This window comes from Thauera mechernichensis (assembly GCF_029588855.1).
Lineage (GTDB): Bacteria > Pseudomonadota > Gammaproteobacteria > Burkholderiales > Rhodocyclaceae > Thauera > Thauera mechernichensis.
In genome coordinates, this window is record NZ_JARQZE010000003.1 from 75609 (window position 1) to 92626 (window position 17018).

The 17018-nt window shown below is 66.5% G+C and carries 13 protein-coding genes; 8 read left to right on the top strand and 5 right to left on the bottom strand.

Features of this window, described 5'->3' with window-relative positions; genetic code table 11:
* Nucleotides 1-5: 5 nt before the first annotated feature.
* Both P7F68_RS05360 and P7F68_RS05365 read right to left on the bottom strand, forming a co-directional pair.
* The gene (locus tag P7F68_RS05360; protein ID WP_002925730.1) at nt 6-1337 is read right to left on the bottom strand and encodes a DUF1329 domain-containing protein; all 1332 of its coding nucleotides are present in this window, start codon (nt 1335-1337) and stop codon (nt 6-8) included.
* A gap of 29 nt (nt 1338-1366) precedes the next feature.
* Nucleotides 1367-3322, bottom strand: a complete 1956-nt coding sequence (locus P7F68_RS05365) for a DUF1302 domain-containing protein (protein WP_002943155.1) — start codon at nt 3320-3322, stop codon at nt 1367-1369.
* 409 nt (nt 3323-3731) lie between these two features.
* Here P7F68_RS05365 and P7F68_RS05370 point away from each other — a divergent pair, with 409 nt between their 5' ends.
* Nucleotides 3732-5537, top strand: a complete 1806-nt coding sequence (locus tag P7F68_RS05370) for an ABCB family ABC transporter ATP-binding protein/permease (protein WP_002943158.1) — start codon at nt 3732-3734, stop codon at nt 5535-5537.
* Nucleotides 5538-5604: 67 nt separating this feature from the next.
* Here the strand turns inward: P7F68_RS05370 and xdp1 are convergent, their stop codons facing one another.
* Both xdp1 and prsT read right to left on the bottom strand, forming a co-directional pair.
* Complete coding sequence (gene xdp1, locus P7F68_RS05375) at nt 5605-6348, bottom strand: exosortase-dependent surface protein XDP1 (RefSeq protein WP_002943160.1); 744 nt, start codon at nt 6346-6348, stop codon at nt 5605-5607.
* Nucleotides 6349-6491: 143 nt separating this feature from the next.
* Nucleotides 6492-9305 (bottom strand): XrtA/PEP-CTERM system TPR-repeat protein PrsT, encoded by a 2814-nt coding sequence (gene prsT, locus P7F68_RS05380; protein WP_002943162.1) that lies wholly within the window; start codon nt 9303-9305, stop codon nt 6492-6494.
* A gap of 189 nt (nt 9306-9494) precedes the next feature.
* Between prsT and P7F68_RS05385 the strand changes: the two genes are divergently transcribed.
* Nucleotides 9495-10505, top strand: a complete 1011-nt coding sequence (locus P7F68_RS05385; protein ID WP_277831330.1) for an asparaginase — start codon at nt 9495-9497, stop codon at nt 10503-10505.
* Nucleotides 10506-10525: 20 nt separating this feature from the next.
* On the opposite strand, the gene cysB is transcribed toward P7F68_RS05385, so the two are convergent.
* Complete coding sequence (cysB, locus tag P7F68_RS05390; RefSeq protein ID WP_002940427.1) at nt 10526-11467, bottom strand: HTH-type transcriptional regulator CysB; 942 nt, start codon at nt 11465-11467, stop codon at nt 10526-10528.
* Between the two features lie 127 nt (nt 11468-11594).
* Here cysB and P7F68_RS05395 point away from each other — a divergent pair, with 127 nt between their 5' ends.
* Genes P7F68_RS05395 through cysN form a run of 6 tightly spaced genes read left to right on the top strand, consistent with a single transcriptional unit; the run spans nt 11595 to nt 16995 of the window.
* Nucleotides 11595-13283 carry a nitrite/sulfite reductase gene (locus P7F68_RS05395; protein WP_002940423.1) on the top strand — a complete coding sequence of 563 codons (1689 nt, stop codon included), beginning with the start codon at nt 11595-11597 and terminating at the stop codon, nt 13281-13283.
* Nucleotides 13276-13827: a DUF934 domain-containing protein gene (locus tag P7F68_RS05400; protein ID WP_002940420.1), complete on the top strand. Its 552-nt coding sequence runs from the start codon at nt 13276-13278 to the stop codon at nt 13825-13827. The genes P7F68_RS05395 and P7F68_RS05400 overlap by 8 nt, the downstream gene beginning before the upstream one ends.
* Complete coding sequence (locus P7F68_RS05405) at nt 13827-14597, top strand: phosphoadenylyl-sulfate reductase (protein WP_277831331.1); 771 nt, start codon at nt 13827-13829, stop codon at nt 14595-14597. Before P7F68_RS05400 ends, P7F68_RS05405 begins: the two co-directional genes overlap by 1 nt.
* A 4-nt stretch (nt 14598-14601) precedes the next feature.
* The gene (locus P7F68_RS05410) at nt 14602-14754 is read left to right on the top strand and encodes a hypothetical protein (RefSeq protein WP_002925707.1); all 153 of its coding nucleotides are present in this window, start codon (nt 14602-14604) and stop codon (nt 14752-14754) included.
* A gap of 7 nt (nt 14755-14761) precedes the next feature.
* Entirely contained in the window at nt 14762-15676 is a 915-nt protein-coding gene (cysD, locus tag P7F68_RS05415; RefSeq protein WP_002925704.1) for a sulfate adenylyltransferase subunit CysD, read from the top strand.
* A gap of 38 nt (nt 15677-15714) precedes the next feature.
* Nucleotides 15715-16995, top strand: coding sequence for a sulfate adenylyltransferase subunit CysN (gene cysN / locus P7F68_RS05420; RefSeq protein ID WP_002925703.1), 1281 nt, complete (start codon nt 15715-15717; stop codon nt 16993-16995).
* Nucleotides 16996-17018: the final 23 nt, after the last annotated feature.

A 17018-nucleotide genomic window follows, 5' to 3' on the forward strand; every position in this document is an offset into this window, starting at 1 on the left:
CAGGATCAGCGCGTACCGACGCCGCGCAGGCCCGAAGGCGTGAAGTCGGCCGGACGGGCGTCGATCACGCTATACACGCGAGGCTCGTCATTGCGCAGGCCCATGGCGATGTAGCGGCCGGACTGCAGGTCGTGGTGCACCTCGAGGCTGGGGTACAGCATCGGAATGTCGAACCAGTTGATGGTGTGCAGCTCGGAGACGCGCCACAGCTGGTCGCGGGCGTCGTACTTGTCGATGGCGAGAATCGACCACGAGTCCTCGTCGAGATAGAAGGTGCGGCGCTTGTAGCTGTGGCTGGTGCCGTCCTTGAGGGTCGCATCGACCACCCACACACGGTGCAGCTCGTAACGCGCCAGCTCCGGGTTGAGGTGCCCGGCCTGCAGCACATCGGCCATCTTCACCGTGTTGCCGACCAGCTTGTAGGCGTTGTAGGGGACGTAGATCTCCTTCTTGCCCACCAGCTTCCAGTCGTAACGGTCGATGGCGCCGTTGTACATGTCGAAGTCGTCGTTGGTACGCAGGCCATCGGCCGCCGTGCCCGGGTTGTCGTAGGCCACGTTCGGTGCCAGGCGCACACGGCGCTGGCCCGGGTTGTAGGTCCACGCCTGGCGGCGGTCGAGGAACTCATGCACGAGCAGGATCTGCCCCGCCAGGCGAGCGGGTGCGGTCACCGTCTGCAGGAAGTTGAACAGCTTGCCCTGCTCGATCTGCTCCGGCGACTTGCTCAGGCTGCCATAGTGGAAGTCGTACTGGTACTCGAAGCGCACCGGCGTGTAGGTGCCCTGTCGCGTCACCGCGGCCTGGCTCCAGTTCATCGCGTAGGACTCGCCGCGGTAGCGTGCAAGGTGGTTCCAGATCGCCTCGGCGCCATCCTGCGGAATCGGGAAAGGGATGCCGCCGGTCGTGCCTTCGATCGTGCGCCCACCATCGACCAGCTTGGCGCGACTGGCATTGGCGATGGTCTGGTCGTAGTGCCCCTGCGGGAAGGCCGCGCTGCGCCGCGTGGGGTAGACGTTCATCTTCCACGTCGAGTAGGTCTTGAGCATCGCCACCTGGCCCGGGGTGAGCTTGTCGGCGTGCTGATCGACGTTGGCCGCATCGATGGTGAATAGCGGCTTGTCAGCGGCGAAGGGGTCGGCATAGTGTCCGCCCGCCTGATGCCCGGCCGGCGCCGAGGCGAGGCCGCCGTCCCAGGCGGGGATGGTGCCCGCCGCGTTGCCCGCACGCTCCGCGCCCATCGGCGTCAGGTCCTTGCCCAGTCGTGAAGCGTCGGCCAATGCCGGCGCGGACAGCGCCACCGCGAGCGCCGCGCCGAGAATCGTGAAAGTCTTGCGCATGTCGTTTGTCTCCAGATCCGGTGTGGTGCTCAGAACGAATAGCTGACGCTGATCGACAGGAAGTCGCGGTCGTAGAGGGGGTTGGTGTGACTGGCGTAGGTACGGGGTTGACCAAGGGGGTTCGGGCTCGGGTCGACGCCTGTGACCTTCTTGCCGCCAAAGAAGGTGCTGTAGGCGATGTCGGCCTGCCAGCTCTGACGGTAGTTCATGCCGAGACCCAGCGTGACCGCTTTCGCACCTTCGTTGAAGGAAGGACCACGACCACTGACATCATGCGAGAACGCAATGCGCGGCGAAAGATTTACCCCGGCAACGGCATTCGGATATTCGAAACGGGCAAGCAGGCGATAGCCCCACGAGTTCTCGGTCAGGAAGCAGCCGGAGCTGGTCGCTCCGAACGACGTCGCCGTCGACGAGCCAACCTGTGGCAGATGGCAGCCGGACGCGGCGAACTTGAGGTTCGAAGGCAGATCCAGGTGCGTGTAGCCGATCTCGCCGATGACGACCATCTGCTCGGCCCCCATGACCTGAGGTACTGCCTTGGTACCCGTCAGCTGGACCTGATGCATCTTGACTCTGCGGTAGCCCGTGATTTCCTTGCCATAGGGCTGCTCGAGGAAAGCATTCGGAACAAACACACCCGGGGCAACCTGCGTCACACCGGTCCCGGTGATCTGGTTTGGCGCCCCTAGAGCAGCAAGGAGCAACTCTGCCGAGGGCAGCTGCACCGGCTGATTCTTCCGATACGAATATTCACCCTGCAGCGCAATGCCAGCGGGGCCCGCGGTATTGAAACTCAGGCCGAAGAGCTTGATGTTCTTCGGATAATCGACGAAGTACTCCCCACCCCGGCCGGCGGCATAAGCGCACCCACCGGCCAAGCCCGCAGCCCCTGCGGCGACAACGGGGTCGAACACCGTGCACCCGAAGGCCGGGTGCCCCGACGGGAACGGAGTGCCATAGGTGGTGTACCCGCCCCGATAGCCAGAGACAAACGGCGTCCGGCTGTGATAATTCACGTGGTAGAAGCCGAACTCGGTGTAGTTCCATTCCGGAAGCAGCATCCGCAGAGCGAGACCATACTCACCGCCATTCCCCGGCTCTCGATCCTTGGCCCGCGGGGCAAAAAGCTGAGCCGTGGTGCTCAAGGGCCCGAACGGACCGACCGCGAGAGGCGGCTTGTTCCCGTCGTCAAGCCTGCCGAAACCGGTGTACGCAATGTTCCCACCCGCGGACACAAAGTCATTCGTGCTGAAGAAGGTCCCCGCGGGCTCGATCTTGGTCTTCTCCCACTCCGCCATCCACACCACCTCGGCGGTGACGTTGTCGGTCAGCTCCTGCGACGCCCAAAGCATGCCGATCGGCGTCAGGCCTTCCTTGAGCTCGGAGCCCGGCACGCGCAGGCGGCTGACATTGACCGGGTTCAGGATGTTGATGCCGTTCTGGATGAAGGTACTTTCACCCCAGCTCACCACCTGGCGACCGGCGCGTACATTGAGCGCACGACCACCGACGTCGAAACGGCCACGCACATAGGCGTCGAGCAGTTCCGCATCGCGGCCGAGCTCGCTGCGCGCGGCGTTGGTCATGCCGCCCTTGTGCATGAAGGCATGGTCGTAAAAGTAAGTGCCGCGGAAGAAGGCGCCGAAATTCTGGTAGTTCAACTCGAGGTCGTGCGTGGCCTTGAACGCCAGCGAGACCATGTCGCCCTTGTCATACTTGAGGTTGCCGTCGTCAGAGTTGGGGTCACGCGAAGTGCCACCGTTGGCGATACTGATCAGCGAGGCTTCGCGGTTCTGCATCCGCCACAGCCCACCCACCGACAGGGTGGTATCGAAGCTGCCTGTCACCTCGCCGCTGGCGCTGGTGAATTCGAAGGCGTGCACGCTGGCAGGCGCAGCGAAGGCGAGCACGACGGCTGAGGCCAGCGTGCTCAGTGCCAGTGCGGGGCGATGCGATGCTGCTCGATGCTTGATCCGACTCATTTGACTCCTCCTCGGTGGCAACCCCGCACTCTGTAGCGGGCGGGTGTATCTGGGTGCTGCAATCAAATGCATCCGCAGACGGCATCCGGCCGTCTGCGGCGCCCAAGGGCAGAGCATGCGCAGAGGCAACCGCGCTGTCTCCTCGGGATAAACACTTATCTCTTTGGGGAAAGACCGCATCAACCGATTGATACCTGCTGATGGGCGCATCCATTTTTCTAATTCAAACGTTTGTTTGAATACTACAAACTCCTGCGCTCAAGTCAAGCGGGGAGAAGGAAATTTTCCACATGGCACGATCTGCTCAGGCACTCAAACCGCTGCGGATTTGACGCCGGCCGGCCCTGCCAACAGAATCCGCTGCCGGCATCCGCCCTTGCCCTGCGCCCAAGCCGAACTGGACCCCCTGATGAGACGCGCCCCCTCCGCCGCCCTGCCCGGCCCCGAACCCACCGAACGCCGCGACTGGCAGACCCTCAAGAGCCTGATCCCCTTCATCTGGGCCTACAAGGGCCGGGTGCTGTTCGCGCTCGCCTGCCTGATCGCCGCCAAGGGCGCCAACGTGTCGGTGCCGCTGGTCTTCAAGCACCTGATCGACGGCCTCACGATCACGCCCGAGCAGGCCTTCATCGTCGTGCCGGCCACGCTCCTGCTGGCCTACGGCGTACTACGCTTCTCGACCTCGCTGCTCACCGAGTTGCGCGAGGTGGTGTTCGCGCGCGTGACCCAGCAGGCGGTGCGCGAGATTTCGCTGCGCGTATTCCGCCATCTGCACGCGCTGTCGCTGCGCTTTCATCTGGAACGCCAGACGGGCGGGCTGACGCGGGACATCGAGCGCGGCACACGCTCGATCGGCTCACTGATCAGCTACACGCTGTACTCCATCCTGCCCACGCTGATCGAGATCGGCATGGTGATCGGCATCCTGCTGGTGAGCTACGACGCCGTGTTCGCGCTCATCACGCTCAGCGCGCTGACGATCTACATCACCTTCACCGTGAAGGTAACCAACTGGCGCACCGCGCTGCGACGCCAGGCCAACGAGCTCGACTCCGCCGCCAACGCGCGCGCGATCGACAGCCTGATCAACTACGAGACCGTCAAGTACTTCAACAACGAGGAATTCGAGGCCAGACGCTACGACGAGCAGCTGCAGAAATGGACCAAGGCCCAGGTCACCAACCAGTATTCGCTGTCGGCGCTCAACGTCGGCCAGGCGGCGATCATCGCGGTCGCGGTGACGGCGATGATGTGGCAGGCGGCGATCCGGGTGGCCAGCGGCGAGATGACGATCGGCGACATCGTGCTGGTGAATGCCTTCATGATCCAGCTCTACATCCCGCTCAACTTCCTCGGCGTGCTCTACCGCGAGATCCGCCAGGCGCTCACCGATATCGAGCGCATGTTCGGCCTCATGCACACCCAGCGCGAGATCGCGGACGCGCCCGACGCGCGCACGCTGCCAGCGGGCCCGGCGAGCGTGCGCTTCGAGAACGTGAGCTTCGCCTACGACGCCAAGCGGCCGATCCTGTTCGACGTCGATTTCGGCATCCCGGCCGGGCACACGGTGGCGGTGGTGGGGCACTCGGGCTCGGGCAAGTCCACCCTCGCCCGCCTGCTCTACCGCTTCTACGACGTACAGGGCGGCGCCATCCGCATCAACGGCCACGACCTGCGCAACCTCAGCCAGGACAGCCTGCGCGCAGCGATCGGCATCGTCCCGCAGGACACGGTGCTGTTCAACGACACCCTGTACTACAACATCCAGTACGGCCGTCCCGGCGCCAGTCGCGAAGAGGTCGAGGCCGCCGCACGTGCGGCACAGCTGGAAGACTTCATCCACCAGCTGCCCGACGGCTACGAGACGCGGGTCGGCGAGCGCGGCCTGAAACTGTCCGGCGGCGAAAAGCAGCGCGTGGCGATCGCGCGCGCGCTATTGAAGAACCCCGCCATCCTGATCTTCGACGAGGCCACCTCCGCGCTCGACTCGCGGACCGAAAAGGCGATCCAGGCGCAGATCGAGCTCGCCGCCCAGGGCCGCACCGCGCTGGTGATCGCCCACCGCCTGTCGACGATCATGGACGCCGACGAAATCATCGTGCTCGACAAGGGCCGCATCGTCGAGCGCGGTCGCCATACGCCGCTGCTCGCCAAGGGCGGCGCCTATGCGCAGATGTGGCTGCTGCAGCAGCAGGAGGACGCCGCACAGGATTGAGCGCGGCGCACCGCCAAACAAAAGAGGCGCCCGCGGGCGCCTCTTTTGTTTGTTGCTTGCAGACCGATCAGGCCGACTTCCAGCGCCGGCGCGTCGCGACCAGGCCAAGCAGACCCAGGCCGGCGAGGGCCAGCGAGCCGGGCTCGGGGACGCCCGGCGGCGGAGGCGGGGGCGGGATCTTGGTGACACCTGCAACGGATGCGATCTTGATGTAGTCGTGCCTGCCGTCACCGTTGGTGACGCCCGAAGCCGAGATCGCACCGGCACCGATGAGCCAGAAGCTCGAATACACCGAGGCGCCGGTGTTGTAAGTCCCGGTGGACGCACCGTTGGCATAGTTGCCAACCAGCGACCAGCCGCTACTCAAGAGATTCGCGTACGTGTTGTTGGCGAGACTACCGGAGAAAGGCGTGGCGCCAGTGTAGGCGAGCAGGAAGAAATCCGAGTCGTTCTGGACCCAGCCAATGCTCACCTTGTCGAGCTTGACCTCCTGCGGCCCGAAATTGAGCAGCAGGGACTCGAAGCGCCCATCAGTGTCCATCGCGTGCTGCGGGGAAGAGAGCGGTTCGTCGACGTTTCCGCTGCTACCACCGACTTTGCCGTCTGCGCCGAGATGCTGCACGCCGACACCGCCGTCCCACTTGGTAACCGCGCCGGAGCCGAGCTTTCCATCGTTCAAGTTGTACCACGCGCTCATTGCGGGCACGGTGGTCGACGTATTCAGATTCCACGTCGTCGAGGCGCTTGCCGCGCCCGAACCCAAGGCCAGGCCTGCAGTCACCAACGCACATGCGAGCTGTTTGTGATTCATCTTTTTTACCTTCTCACGTAGTTCTTTTCTACTGCTTTCACAACACTTAAGCACACTTCATGCCATAAAAAATAATTCCTTTAAAAACAATAACATGCTAAAAAACATTTGGCCTTACCGAGAGCAAGTGTAAAAACTTCCGACTATTTTGCGCCCAGTTCCGCAAGCAGTGCCCGCGCCTCGCCACGCCAGGAAAACTCACCCGGCATGGCAAGCGCAGCCTTCAGCTCATCCGCTGCCTCTCCCCGACGCCCCATCTTCGCCAGCACGTAGGCCAGGTGCCAGCGAATCTCGGCATTGTTCGGCGCGCGCAGGCGGGCATCGCGCAGGTAGCGCATCGATTCCTCGTAGCGCTGCAGCGAGGCCAGGACCCACCCCATGGTGTCCATCACCGCGGCGTCGCCCGGCGCAAGGCGCAGCGCCTCGCTGGCATGGGCGAGCGGATCGCCTTCGCCCAGCTCCAGCAGCACGATGGCGAGGTTGTTGCGCACGGCAGCGCTGGTACGGCCCGCCGCAACCAAGGCTTCATAGGTTTCGCGGGCCTCGCGCAGCTGGCCGCCGCGCATCAGCAGCTCGGCCAGCAGCTCGCGTGCGGCGATGTCGCCCGGCGCCTGCTGCACGCGCGCGCGCACCGGGGCAAGCGCCTGCGCCGGCTCACCCTGACGGACATGGACGTCCGCAAGCCGGTACAGCAATGCCGTGGATGGAGCACGCGCCATCGCCTCACGGAACAGGCGCGCAGCCTCTGCATGATCGCCACGCTCGCGGGCGAGATCACCCGCCAGGCGATAGCGCTCGAAGTGGTTCGGGTGCGCTGCAAGCACGCGCTCAAGATAGCCCGCTGCAAGCACGATGTTGCGCTCGGCGACCGCCGCCTCAACGGCAAGCACGAGCGCATCGAGATCATCTGGCCGGCCTTGCAGCGCCTTGTCGGCCGAGTAGCGCGCGGCAACAGGATCGGCCGCAGCCAGTTGCATGTACCCGATGCGTACCAGGTGTGCGGTATCGAAGCCGGCAGCGCGCACCATCTCGCGCAGCACCTGCTGAGCGGCGCGCTTGTCCCCGGCGTCGATCTCGGTCTGCGCGAGCGCCGCTAGCGCGACCAGGTCGCCCGCACGCCGCGCCGCCAGTGCTCGCGCCACCTCACGCGCGCCGTCGCGGTTACCGGCCGCCGAGCGCAGTTCGATCAGGGTGAGGCCGTACTGAAGGTTGTCGCTTGCCTCGGCAAGCGCCTTCTCCGCCCAGCGCTCGGCCTCTGCCAGCCGCCCCGCCCTGCGCTCGAGCAGCACATACTCGTACATCAGCCCGGCGTCGTGGCGATGCTTGCGCAACAAGGGGTCGAGCGCGCGCCGCGCCTGATCGAATGCGCCCGCACGCACATCCAGCCGCAAGAGGCCAACCTGCGCAGGCAGGAAATCGCCTTGCGACAACAAGGCAGACTCGAAGGACTTGCGCGCCGCAACCACATCACCGCTGGCCGCCTGCATCTGCCCGAGCAGGTGCAACGCCTCCGCCCCCTGCGCACCTGCGGCGACATGGCGACCAGCGACATCAAGCGCCCCCGCCACATCGCCGCTGCGCAGGCGCAGCGTGGCCAGCCCGGAAGCAAGGCCGAAGTCGGCAGGCAGCTTGTCGAAAGCCTGCGTGAGGGCTTCCAGCGCCGCCGCACGCTCGCCGGTGCGCAACAGCCCTTGACTGAGCGAAGCCAGCGCCCCTGCCCCCTGCTCGCCACCGGCGACAGCGCGCTCGAGCGCCTCCACCGCGCGCGCATTGCGCCCGAGTGCGAGATGGACACGTCCGATCAGGAACAAGGCTTGCGCATCGGCCGGACTGTCGCGCAGCACACTCTCGAGCAAGAGCTGGGCGCGCGCGTAGTCCTCGCCATCCATATGCACGGCAGCAAGCAGCTTGCGGGCGCCAGCGTTGCGCGGATAGCGCGCGACCAGCACTTCGAGGTACTTGCGCGCCTTCTCGAGCTGGCCGCTCGAGTAATGCGCGAGGCCACCGGCCATCAGCAGCTGCTCCTGGCTCGCCAGCCACTCGGCAGGCAAGGTATCGACGACACGCGCGACCTCTGTCAGCAGTGCAGCCTCGGCCTGACGATCGCCCCGTCGTCCCGCGAGCAGCGCACGCAGGAAGTTCGAGCGCGGCTCGGTGGGCACATCGACCGCCAGGCGCGCGAGATCTTCGGCCGCCGCCGCTTCATTGCCGAGGTCGATCTGGATGCCGGCACGTGCGATGCGTGCATCCACATGTTTCGGATCGAGTTCGAGCGCACGGCTGTAGTCGGCCAGCGCCTCAGCCAGGGCGCCGGTCGCGTGCGCCACCGATGCACGCATGTTGAAGGCCGCCGCGCTGCCCGGCGCAAGCGCGACTGCCGCATTGGCGAGCTCGCGCGCCTGATCGACGCGGCCAGCCGCGATCAGGACCGGCACTTCGGCGATGAGCGGCGCCGGCGACGCAGGATCGAGCGTACGCGCCTCGGCAAAGCTGCGCTGGGCCTCTGCGAACGAGCCTGTTGCCGCCAGCGCCCTGCCGCGCATGCTCAGCACCCGCACCTGGGCCTCACCGATCACGCGATCCGCACGCACACGCTCGAGCAACTCGGCGTGGCGCCCTTGCAGCAGATAGATCTCGCCCAGCGGAACCGTGACCTCGGCCGGATCGACCCCCAGACGCAGCGCTTCGTTGAAGGCGACCTCGGCCGGCCCGAGTTCGCCCTGGATCAGGTAGGCGCGGCCGAGCAGCAACTGCGCCGCAAGCATGTTGCGGTCCTGCTGCAACGCGTTCTTGAGCTGGATCACCGCACCGGCAACATCATCCTTTTCGAAGCGCTTGAGACCATCCTCGTAATAGCGGCTGGCCGCCGCCGGGTCTGCATGGGCCGGTGTCAGCGGCAGGGCGAGGGCAAGGGCGAGGGCAAGACAGCGGGCGAGCGGGCGGAGAGCGGGTGTCATCTGGGACCGGGACGGATAAGTGAATCGTAACTGGCACGAGTATACGAGCGCATTGCCGGGGCAAGCGTGCACTGCGTCATCCTCAGGGGCAGGTTGCCAGGCCACATCCGAGCGACCACCGTGCGCAAACCTGCAGATGTCTGCGATCCCGTAGAATCGCGCCTGTTCCCCACTCGCGCCGAGACTGCATTGAGCACAGCCCTCAGCCCCCGCAGACCCCGTATCGTCCTGCTCGCCACCGGCGGCACGATCGCCGGCACCGCCAGTTCGGCAACCGACACCCATGGCTACACCGCCGGCCAGCTCGGCGCCGAGGCCCTGGTGGCGGCGGTGCCGCAGCTCGCACGCCTGGCCGAGCTGACCTTCGAGCAGCTGTTCAATATCGACAGCAAGGACATGACGCCGCAGCACTGGCTGGTGCTGTCGCGCCGGGTACAGATGCTCGCTGCGCTCCCGGGGGTGGACGGGATCGTGATCACCCACGGCACCGACACCCTGGAAGAGACCGCCTACTTTCTCCAGATCACGGTGAATGCAGCCAAGCCGGTGGTGATGACCGCCGCGATGCGGCCGGCGACGGCACTGTCAGCGGACGGGCCGCTCAACCTCTACCAGGCGGTCGAACTGGCCTGTCGCCCGGCCGCGGCACGCGCGGGCGTGCTGGCCGTACTCGGCGACCGCATCCTGCCCGCGGCCAGTCTCGCCAAGCGCCACCCGACAGCGGTGGATGCCTTCAGCACGCCCGAGTCGCTCAGCGTACTGGCCAGCGACGCAGCGCTGCAGGCGCTCACGCCCAACCGCTACAGCCGCGTCGCCCTGCCCGCCGAGGTCGCCACCCTGCCGCCGGTCGAACTCCTGACCGTAGGTGCAGGGAGCTCGCCAGCGCTGGCCTCCGCCGTCGCGCGCGCGCTGGCGCGCGCCAGCCTGCTCACCGGCGGCGCCGGTCTGGTGCTGGGCCTGCCCGGCAATGCGAGCCTGCCCGAGAGCTGGAGACCGGCCCTCGATGCACTGCCCAGCGCAGTGCCCGTGGTGCTGGCCAGCCGCTGTGGCGGCGGCGTCAGCGCGCAGCGCGCCGGCACGCCCGGCAACTGGCTGAACGCAGGCGGGCTCGATCCGCTCAAGGCGCGCGTCCGCCTCATCGCGGGGCTGGCGGCAGGACTGCGCGGCGCCCGCCTGCGGCGCTGGTTCGAACGCGGCTGATGCGGCGCCAGCGCCGCAGTTCATAACCCCGGATCGGTCCCGCCGCCAGCCACGGCAGTCTCGACCATGCGTCGGGTCAGGTGCGGCGCGAAGCCTTCGATGAAGGCATAGACGTAAGCTCGCAGCCACGCACGCCTGCGCAGGCCAATGCGGGTGGTGCTCGACTCGAACAGATGCGAGGCGTCCGCCATGCCGAGCTTGCGATCCTCTTCGGGGTCATAGGCCATGCGCGCCAGGATGCCGACACCCAGGTCGAGCTCGACATACTTCTTGATCACATCCGAGTCGATCGCCGTGAGCACCACATTGGGCTTCAGCCCACGCCCGAGGAAGGCCTTGTTGATGTGGCTGCGGCCGGTGAAGGCGTCGTCATAGGTGATGATCGGATAGCGCGCGATGGCCTCGAGGGTGAGCGGCGACTCGCGCAGGATCGGGTGGCGCGGCGTCGCCACCACGCAGCGGTTCCACTGGTAGCAGGGCAGCATGACGAGGTCGTCGTAGTCGGCGATGGCCTCGGTGGCGATGGCGATGTCGGCCGTGCCGTCGAGCACCATCTCGCACACCTGGCGCGGATTGCCCTGGTGCAGCGACAGCCTGACCTGCGGATAGCGCTGCATGAAGTCGCGCACCACCCGGGGCAGCACGTAGCGCGCCTGCGTGTGGGTGGTGGCGATCGACAGGCTGCCGCTGGCCTCGTTGGCGAACTCCTCGCCCACCTGCTGAAGGTTGCCGAGGTCGTGCAGCACGCGCTCGGCAATGGCGAGCACCGCCCGCCCCGGCTCGGTGATATCGACCAGGCGCTTGCCGTGGCGCACGAAGATCTCGATACCCAGCTCGGACTCGAGCAGGCGGATCTGCTTGGACACGCCGGGCTGCGAGGTGAACAAGGCGTCGGCCGCATCGGACACGTTGAGCCCGCGCCGGGCAACTTCCTGGATATAGCGCAGCTGCTGGATGTTCATCGCGCACCTATATAACCAAATCTTCTTGAATACTAACTCAAAATGTCTTTTTGAAACTAAACGACAAAGATACGATGCAGCGCACAACGAACACGCCCCTCCGCACCCCCATATCGAGAGTCCAGCCATGTACCAGTACGACGAATACGACCAGCGCATCGTCGATGAGCGCGTCGCCCAGTTCGCCGACCAGACCCGCCGCTACCTGGCCGGGGAGCTCAGCGAGGACGAGTTCCGCCCCCTGCGCCTGCAGAACGGTCTCTACATCCAGCGCCACGCGCCGATGCTGCGCATCGCCGTCCCCTATGGCAACCTGAACTCGACGCAGCTGCGCACCCTGGGCCATATCGCCCGCACCTACGACCGCGGCTACGGCCACATCACCACGCGCCAGAACATCCAGTTCAACTGGCCGCGCCTGGAAGACGTGCCCGAGATCCTCGACCTGCTGGCAAAAGTGCAGATGCACGCCATCCAGACCTCGGGCAACTGCATCCGCAACGTCACCTCCGACCCCTTCGCCGGTGTCGCCCCCGACGAACACGTCGACCCGCGGCCGTGGTGCGAGATCCTTCGCCAGTGGAGCACCTTCCACCCCGAATTCGCCTTCCTGCCGCGCAAGTTCAAGATCGCGGTCAACGGCGCACGTGAGGACCGCGCCGTGATCCAGGTGCACGACATCGGGCTGGACATCGTACGCAACGCTGCCGGCGAGCTGGGCTTCCGCGTGCTGGTGGGGGGCGGCCTGGGACGCACGCCGATCATCGGCGAGGAAGTCGCCGCCTTCGTGCCCTGGCAGCAGATCCTCAACTACTGCGAGGCCGTCCTGCGCGTCTACAACCTGCACGGCCGGCGCGACAACGCCTACAAGGCACGCATCAAGATTCTGGTGAAGGCGCTCGGCGTGACCGAGTTCGCACGCCAGGTCGAGGAAGAGTTCGCCCACCTCAAGGACGGCCCGTCGACGCTGACCCAGGCCGAGATCGACCGTGTCGCCAGCCGCTTCAACGACCCGGTGCTGAGCGCGCTGGAGGCGGACGCCGGCTACCGCGCACAGCTCGTCGCGGACAAGGCCTTCGCCGCCTGGGCGCGGCGCAGCGTGCGCGGACACCGTGTGGCGGGCTACGCCAGCGTGGTGCTGTCGCTCAAGCCCTATGGCGTGGCACCGGGCGACCTCACGGCCGAGCAGTTCGACGCCGTTGCCGATCTCGCCGACCGCTACGCCTTCGGCGAGGTGCGCAGCACCCACGAGCAGAACATCGTGCTCGCCAGCGTGCGCGAGGCCGACCTGCATCAACTGTGGCAGGACGCCCGCGCGATCGGCCTGGCAACGCCCAACATCGGCCTGCTCACCGACATCATCGCCTGCCCGGGGGGTGACTTCTGTGCGCTCGCCAACGCCAAGTCGATCCCGATCGCCAACGCCATCCAGGACCGATTCGACGACCTCGACCATCTGTTCGACATCGGCGAACTGGAGATCAACATTTCGGGCTGCATGAACGCCTGTGGCCACCATCACGTCGGCCACATCGGCATCCTCGGCGTGGACAAGAACGGCGCCGAGTTCTATCAGGTGACCGTCGGCGGCGAACAGGGCAACCAGGCCGCGCTCGGCAAGGTGATCGGCCCCTCCTTTGCCGCAGCCGAGATGCCCGACGTGATCAGCTCGCTGATCAACAACTACATCGACAACCGCCAGGATGACGAGCGCTTCATCGACACCGTGCGCCGCATCGGGGTGGAATCCTTCAAGACCCGTGTGTATGCCGAACGCAGCGCACGCCAGCAAGCCGGAGAAAGCGCTCATGTCTGAGATCATCAAGAATGGCCGCGTCCAGGCCGACGAATGGACGGTACTGCGCCTGGCCGAGGGCGATGACCCCGCTGCCGTCGCCCTGCCCGCCGGTCGTGTGATCGTGCCGCTGGCGGTGTGGCTGGCGCGCCGCGACGCACTGCACGCCCAGGCCGAAGCCGGCGTGCTCGGCGTATGGCTGGCCGGCGACGAGGATCCGGCTGTCCTCGCCGGCGACCTGTCCGCACTGGCGCTGATTGCAGTCGACTTCCCCAAGTTTGCCGACGGGCGCGGCTACTCCATCGCCACGCTGCTGCGCACCCGCCATGGCTATGGCGGCGAATTGCGCGCGATCGGCGACGTGCTGCGCGACCAGTTCTTCTTCCTGCTGCGCTGCGGCTTCTCGGTGCTGCAGCCGCGCGAAGGCAAGTACAGCGCCGCCCAGCTCGAGGCAGCGCTCGCCAGCCTGCGCGACTTCTCCGAGCCCTACCAGGGCGCGGTCGATCGCCCGGAACCGCTGTTCCGCCGCCAGCCGCGCACCCCTTTGCACAAGGAAGCCGCCTGATGAACGCCAGCGTGTCCCTGTTGCGCCCGGCCGCCGCCAACCCGGCGACCCGCCCCGAGCTCACCGACGCGCTGCGTGCCACCGTAGGCGCCAAGGCCGCAGCAGCACAGGCCTTTCTGCGCGAGGCGGTGGCCGAGTTCGGTGCCGGCGGCGAGCTCGCCTTCGCCAACAGCTTCGGCGCCGAGGACATGGTGCTGACTGACCTGATCCTGGCGAACGCGCTGCCGATCGAGATCTTCTCGCTCGACACTGGCCGCCTGCCCGCCGAGACCTACACCCTGATCGGCGAGGTCGAGCAGCGCTACGACACCAGGCTCAAGATCTACTTCCCGGACGCGAGCGCAGTCGAGACCTTCGTGCGCAGCCAGGGCATCAACGCCTTCTACGACTCGGTCGAGCTGCGCAAGGCCTGCTGCGGCGTGCGCAAGATGGAACCGCTGCGCCGCGCGCTCGCCGGCAAGAAGGCCTGGATCACCGGCCTGCGCGCCGCCCAGTCGGTGACCCGCACGGGCCTGCCGGTGCGCGAGTTCGACAGCGCCAACGGCCTGGACAAGCTCAACCCGCTGTCGGACTGGAGCGAGACGGAAGTCTGGGCCTACATTCGCCTTCACGAGGTGCCCTACAACGCGCTGCACGACCAGTTCTACCCCAGCATCGGCTGTGCGCCCTGCACGCGCGCCGTCGCCGTGGGCGAGGACGTGCGCGCCGGGCGCTGGTGGTGGGAAGACCCCGCCTCCAAGGAGTGCGGCCTCCACGTCAAGAAGGGCTGAAGCGATGAACGGCAAGCACCCCGCCCAGGCCCCGCACGCGCCGGTCGTCGGCGCCGGTCGCCGCAGCCTGCAACACCGCCTCGGCGCCCTGCGCGCCGGCCTCAAGGCCGCCCTGCGCGCCTTGCGCTCGCACCCGATCAAGCATCCGCAACGGTAACCAAATCATGTCGACGCTCACCAAACAGACGCTGTCCCACCTCGACTGGCTCGAGGCCGAAGCCATCCACATCCTGCGCGAGGTCGCAGGCCAGTGCGCCAACCCGGTGCTGCTGTTCTCCGGCGGCAAGGACTCCATCTGCCTGCTGCGCCTGGCCGAGAAGGCGTTCCGCCCCGGCCGCTTCCCCTTCCCGCTGATGCACATCGACACCGGCCACAACTACAAGGAAGTGACCGACTTCCGCGACAAGCGCGCCGCCGAGCTGGGCGAACGCCTGATCGTGCGCTCGGTGGAAGACTCGATGGCGCGCGGCACCGTGGTGCTCAAGCACCCGGGCGAGTCGCGCAACAAGCACCAGTCGGTGACGCTGCTCGAGGCGATCGAGGAATTCGGCTTCGACGCCTGCATCGGCGGCGCCCGCCGCGACGAGGAGAAGGCGCGCGCCAAGGAGCGCATCATGAGCTTCCGCGACGAGTTCGGTCAGTGGGACCCGAAGAACCAGCGCCCCGAGCTGTGGAACCTCTACAACGCACGTTCGCACAAGGGCGAGAACATCCGGGCGTTTCCGATCAGCAACTGGACCGAGCTCGACGTGTGGCAGTACATCCAGCGCGAGCAGCTCGAGCTGCCGTCGATCTACTTCGCCCACACCCGCCCGGTGGTGCGCAAGAACGGCCTGCTGCAGCCGGTAACCGAGCTGACGCCGGCCAGGGACGGCGACGTGGTCGAGGACGTGCTGGTGCGCTTCCGCACCGTCGGCGACATCACCTGCACGGCGCCGGTGGAGTCCGACGCCGACACGGTCGAGAAGATCCTCGCCGAGACGGCAACGACGACGATCACCGAGCGCGGCGCGACGCGGATGGACGACCAGACCTCGGAAGCGTCGATGGAGCAGCGCAAGAAAGAAGGCTACTTCTGACCTGCACCCGAACACAGAGCATTGAAGGAATCATGACCATGTCCGCCCTTGAACACCTGCCCGAGATCGACAACGGCCTGCTGCGCTTCCTCACCTGCGGCAGCGTCGACGACGGCAAGAGCACCCTGATCGGTCGTCTGCTGTTCGACACCAAGACCATCCTCGCCGACACGCTGAACGCCATCGAGAAGACCTCGGCCAAGCGTGGCATGAGCGCGGTCGACCTGTCCCTGCTCACCGACGGCCTGCAGGCCGAGCGCGAGCAAGGCATCACCATCGACGTCGCCTATCGCTACTTCTCGACCGGCCGGCGCAAGTACATCATCGCCGACGCCCCCGGCCACGAGCAGTACACCCGCAACATGGTCACCGCGGCCTCCACCGCCAACCTGGCCATCATCCTCATCGACGCGCGCAAGGGCGTGCTCACCCAGACCCGCCGCCACTCCTACCTCGCCAGCCTGGTCGGTATCCCCCACCTGGTGGTCGCGGTCAACAAGATGGACCTGGTCGACTACGACCAGGCTGTGTTCGAGCGCATCAAGGCCGAATACCTCGCCTTCGCCGCCAAGCTCGGCATCAAGGACCTGCGCTTCATCCCGATCTCGGCACTCGAGGGCGACATGATCGTCGACCGTGGCGAGCGCCTGTCCTGGTACGACGGCCCGACCCTGCTCGACGTCCTCGAGAACGCACCCGCAGCCCACACCGAGCAGGCCGAGGACTTCCGCTTCCCGGTACAGTTCGTGTGTCGCCCGCAGGATTCCGCCAACCCCGAGCTGCACGACTACCGCGGCTTCATGGGCCGGGTGGAGTCGGGCGAGATCGCCGTCGGCGATGCGGTGACGGTACTGCCCTCGGGCGCCAGCAGCCGGGTGAAGGCGATCGAACTCGGCGGCGAGCGCCTGCCGCGCGCGATCCACGAGCAGTCGGTGACCTTGCTGCTGGAGGACGAGATCGACATCTCGCGCGGCGACCTCATCGTCAAGTCCGCGGAGGCGCCGGAGCCGGTCAAGCAGATCGACGCCACCGTGTGCTGGCTGGCGGAGACGCCGCTGTCACCCGCGCGCACCTACCTGCTGCGCCACACCACGCGCGAGGTGAAGGCCAAGGTCGCCCGGATCGACTACCGGCTGGATGTGAATACCCTGGCGCAGGAGGAGACCGCAGGCCTGGCCATGAACGACATCGCCCGCGTCAGCCTCAAGCTCGCGCAGCCGATCGTCGCCGACCGCTACGCCGACAACCGCGCAACCGGCGCCTTCATCATCATCGACGAAAGCACCAACAACACCGTGGGCGCGGGGATGATCGGCTGAGCGGATTGCCGGCCGACCCGCTT

Coding starts and splice junctions, on each gene's coding strand:
- cysB (WP_002940427.1), bottom strand. CDS start 11,467: ATGAACATCCAGCAGCTGCGCTATATCCAGGAAGTTGCCCGGCGCGGG.
- P7F68_RS05410 (WP_002925707.1), top strand. CDS start 14,602: ATGAACGGCAAGCACCCCGCCCAGGCCCCGCACGCGCCGGTCGTCGGC.
- P7F68_RS05395 (WP_002940423.1), top strand. CDS start 11,595: ATGTACCAGTACGACGAATACGACCAGCGCATCGTCGATGAGCGCGTC.
- P7F68_RS05370 (WP_002943158.1), top strand. CDS start 3,732: ATGAGACGCGCCCCCTCCGCCGCCCTGCCCGGCCCCGAACCCACCGAA.
- xdp1 (WP_002943160.1), bottom strand. CDS start 6,348: ATGAATCACAAACAGCTCGCATGTGCGTTGGTGACTGCAGGCCTGGCC.
- P7F68_RS05400 (WP_002940420.1), top strand. CDS start 13,276: ATGTCTGAGATCATCAAGAATGGCCGCGTCCAGGCCGACGAATGGACG.
- prsT (WP_002943162.1), bottom strand. CDS start 9,305: ATGACACCCGCTCTCCGCCCGCTCGCCCGCTGTCTTGCCCTCGCCCTT.
- cysN (WP_002925703.1), top strand. CDS start 15,715: ATGTCCGCCCTTGAACACCTGCCCGAGATCGACAACGGCCTGCTGCGC.
- P7F68_RS05365 (WP_002943155.1), bottom strand. CDS start 3,322: ATGAGTCGGATCAAGCATCGAGCAGCATCGCATCGCCCCGCACTGGCA.
- cysD (WP_002925704.1), top strand. CDS start 14,762: ATGTCGACGCTCACCAAACAGACGCTGTCCCACCTCGACTGGCTCGAG.
- P7F68_RS05405 (WP_277831331.1), top strand. CDS start 13,827: ATGAACGCCAGCGTGTCCCTGTTGCGCCCGGCCGCCGCCAACCCGGCG.
- P7F68_RS05360 (WP_002925730.1), bottom strand. CDS start 1,337: ATGCGCAAGACTTTCACGATTCTCGGCGCGGCGCTCGCGGTGGCGCTG.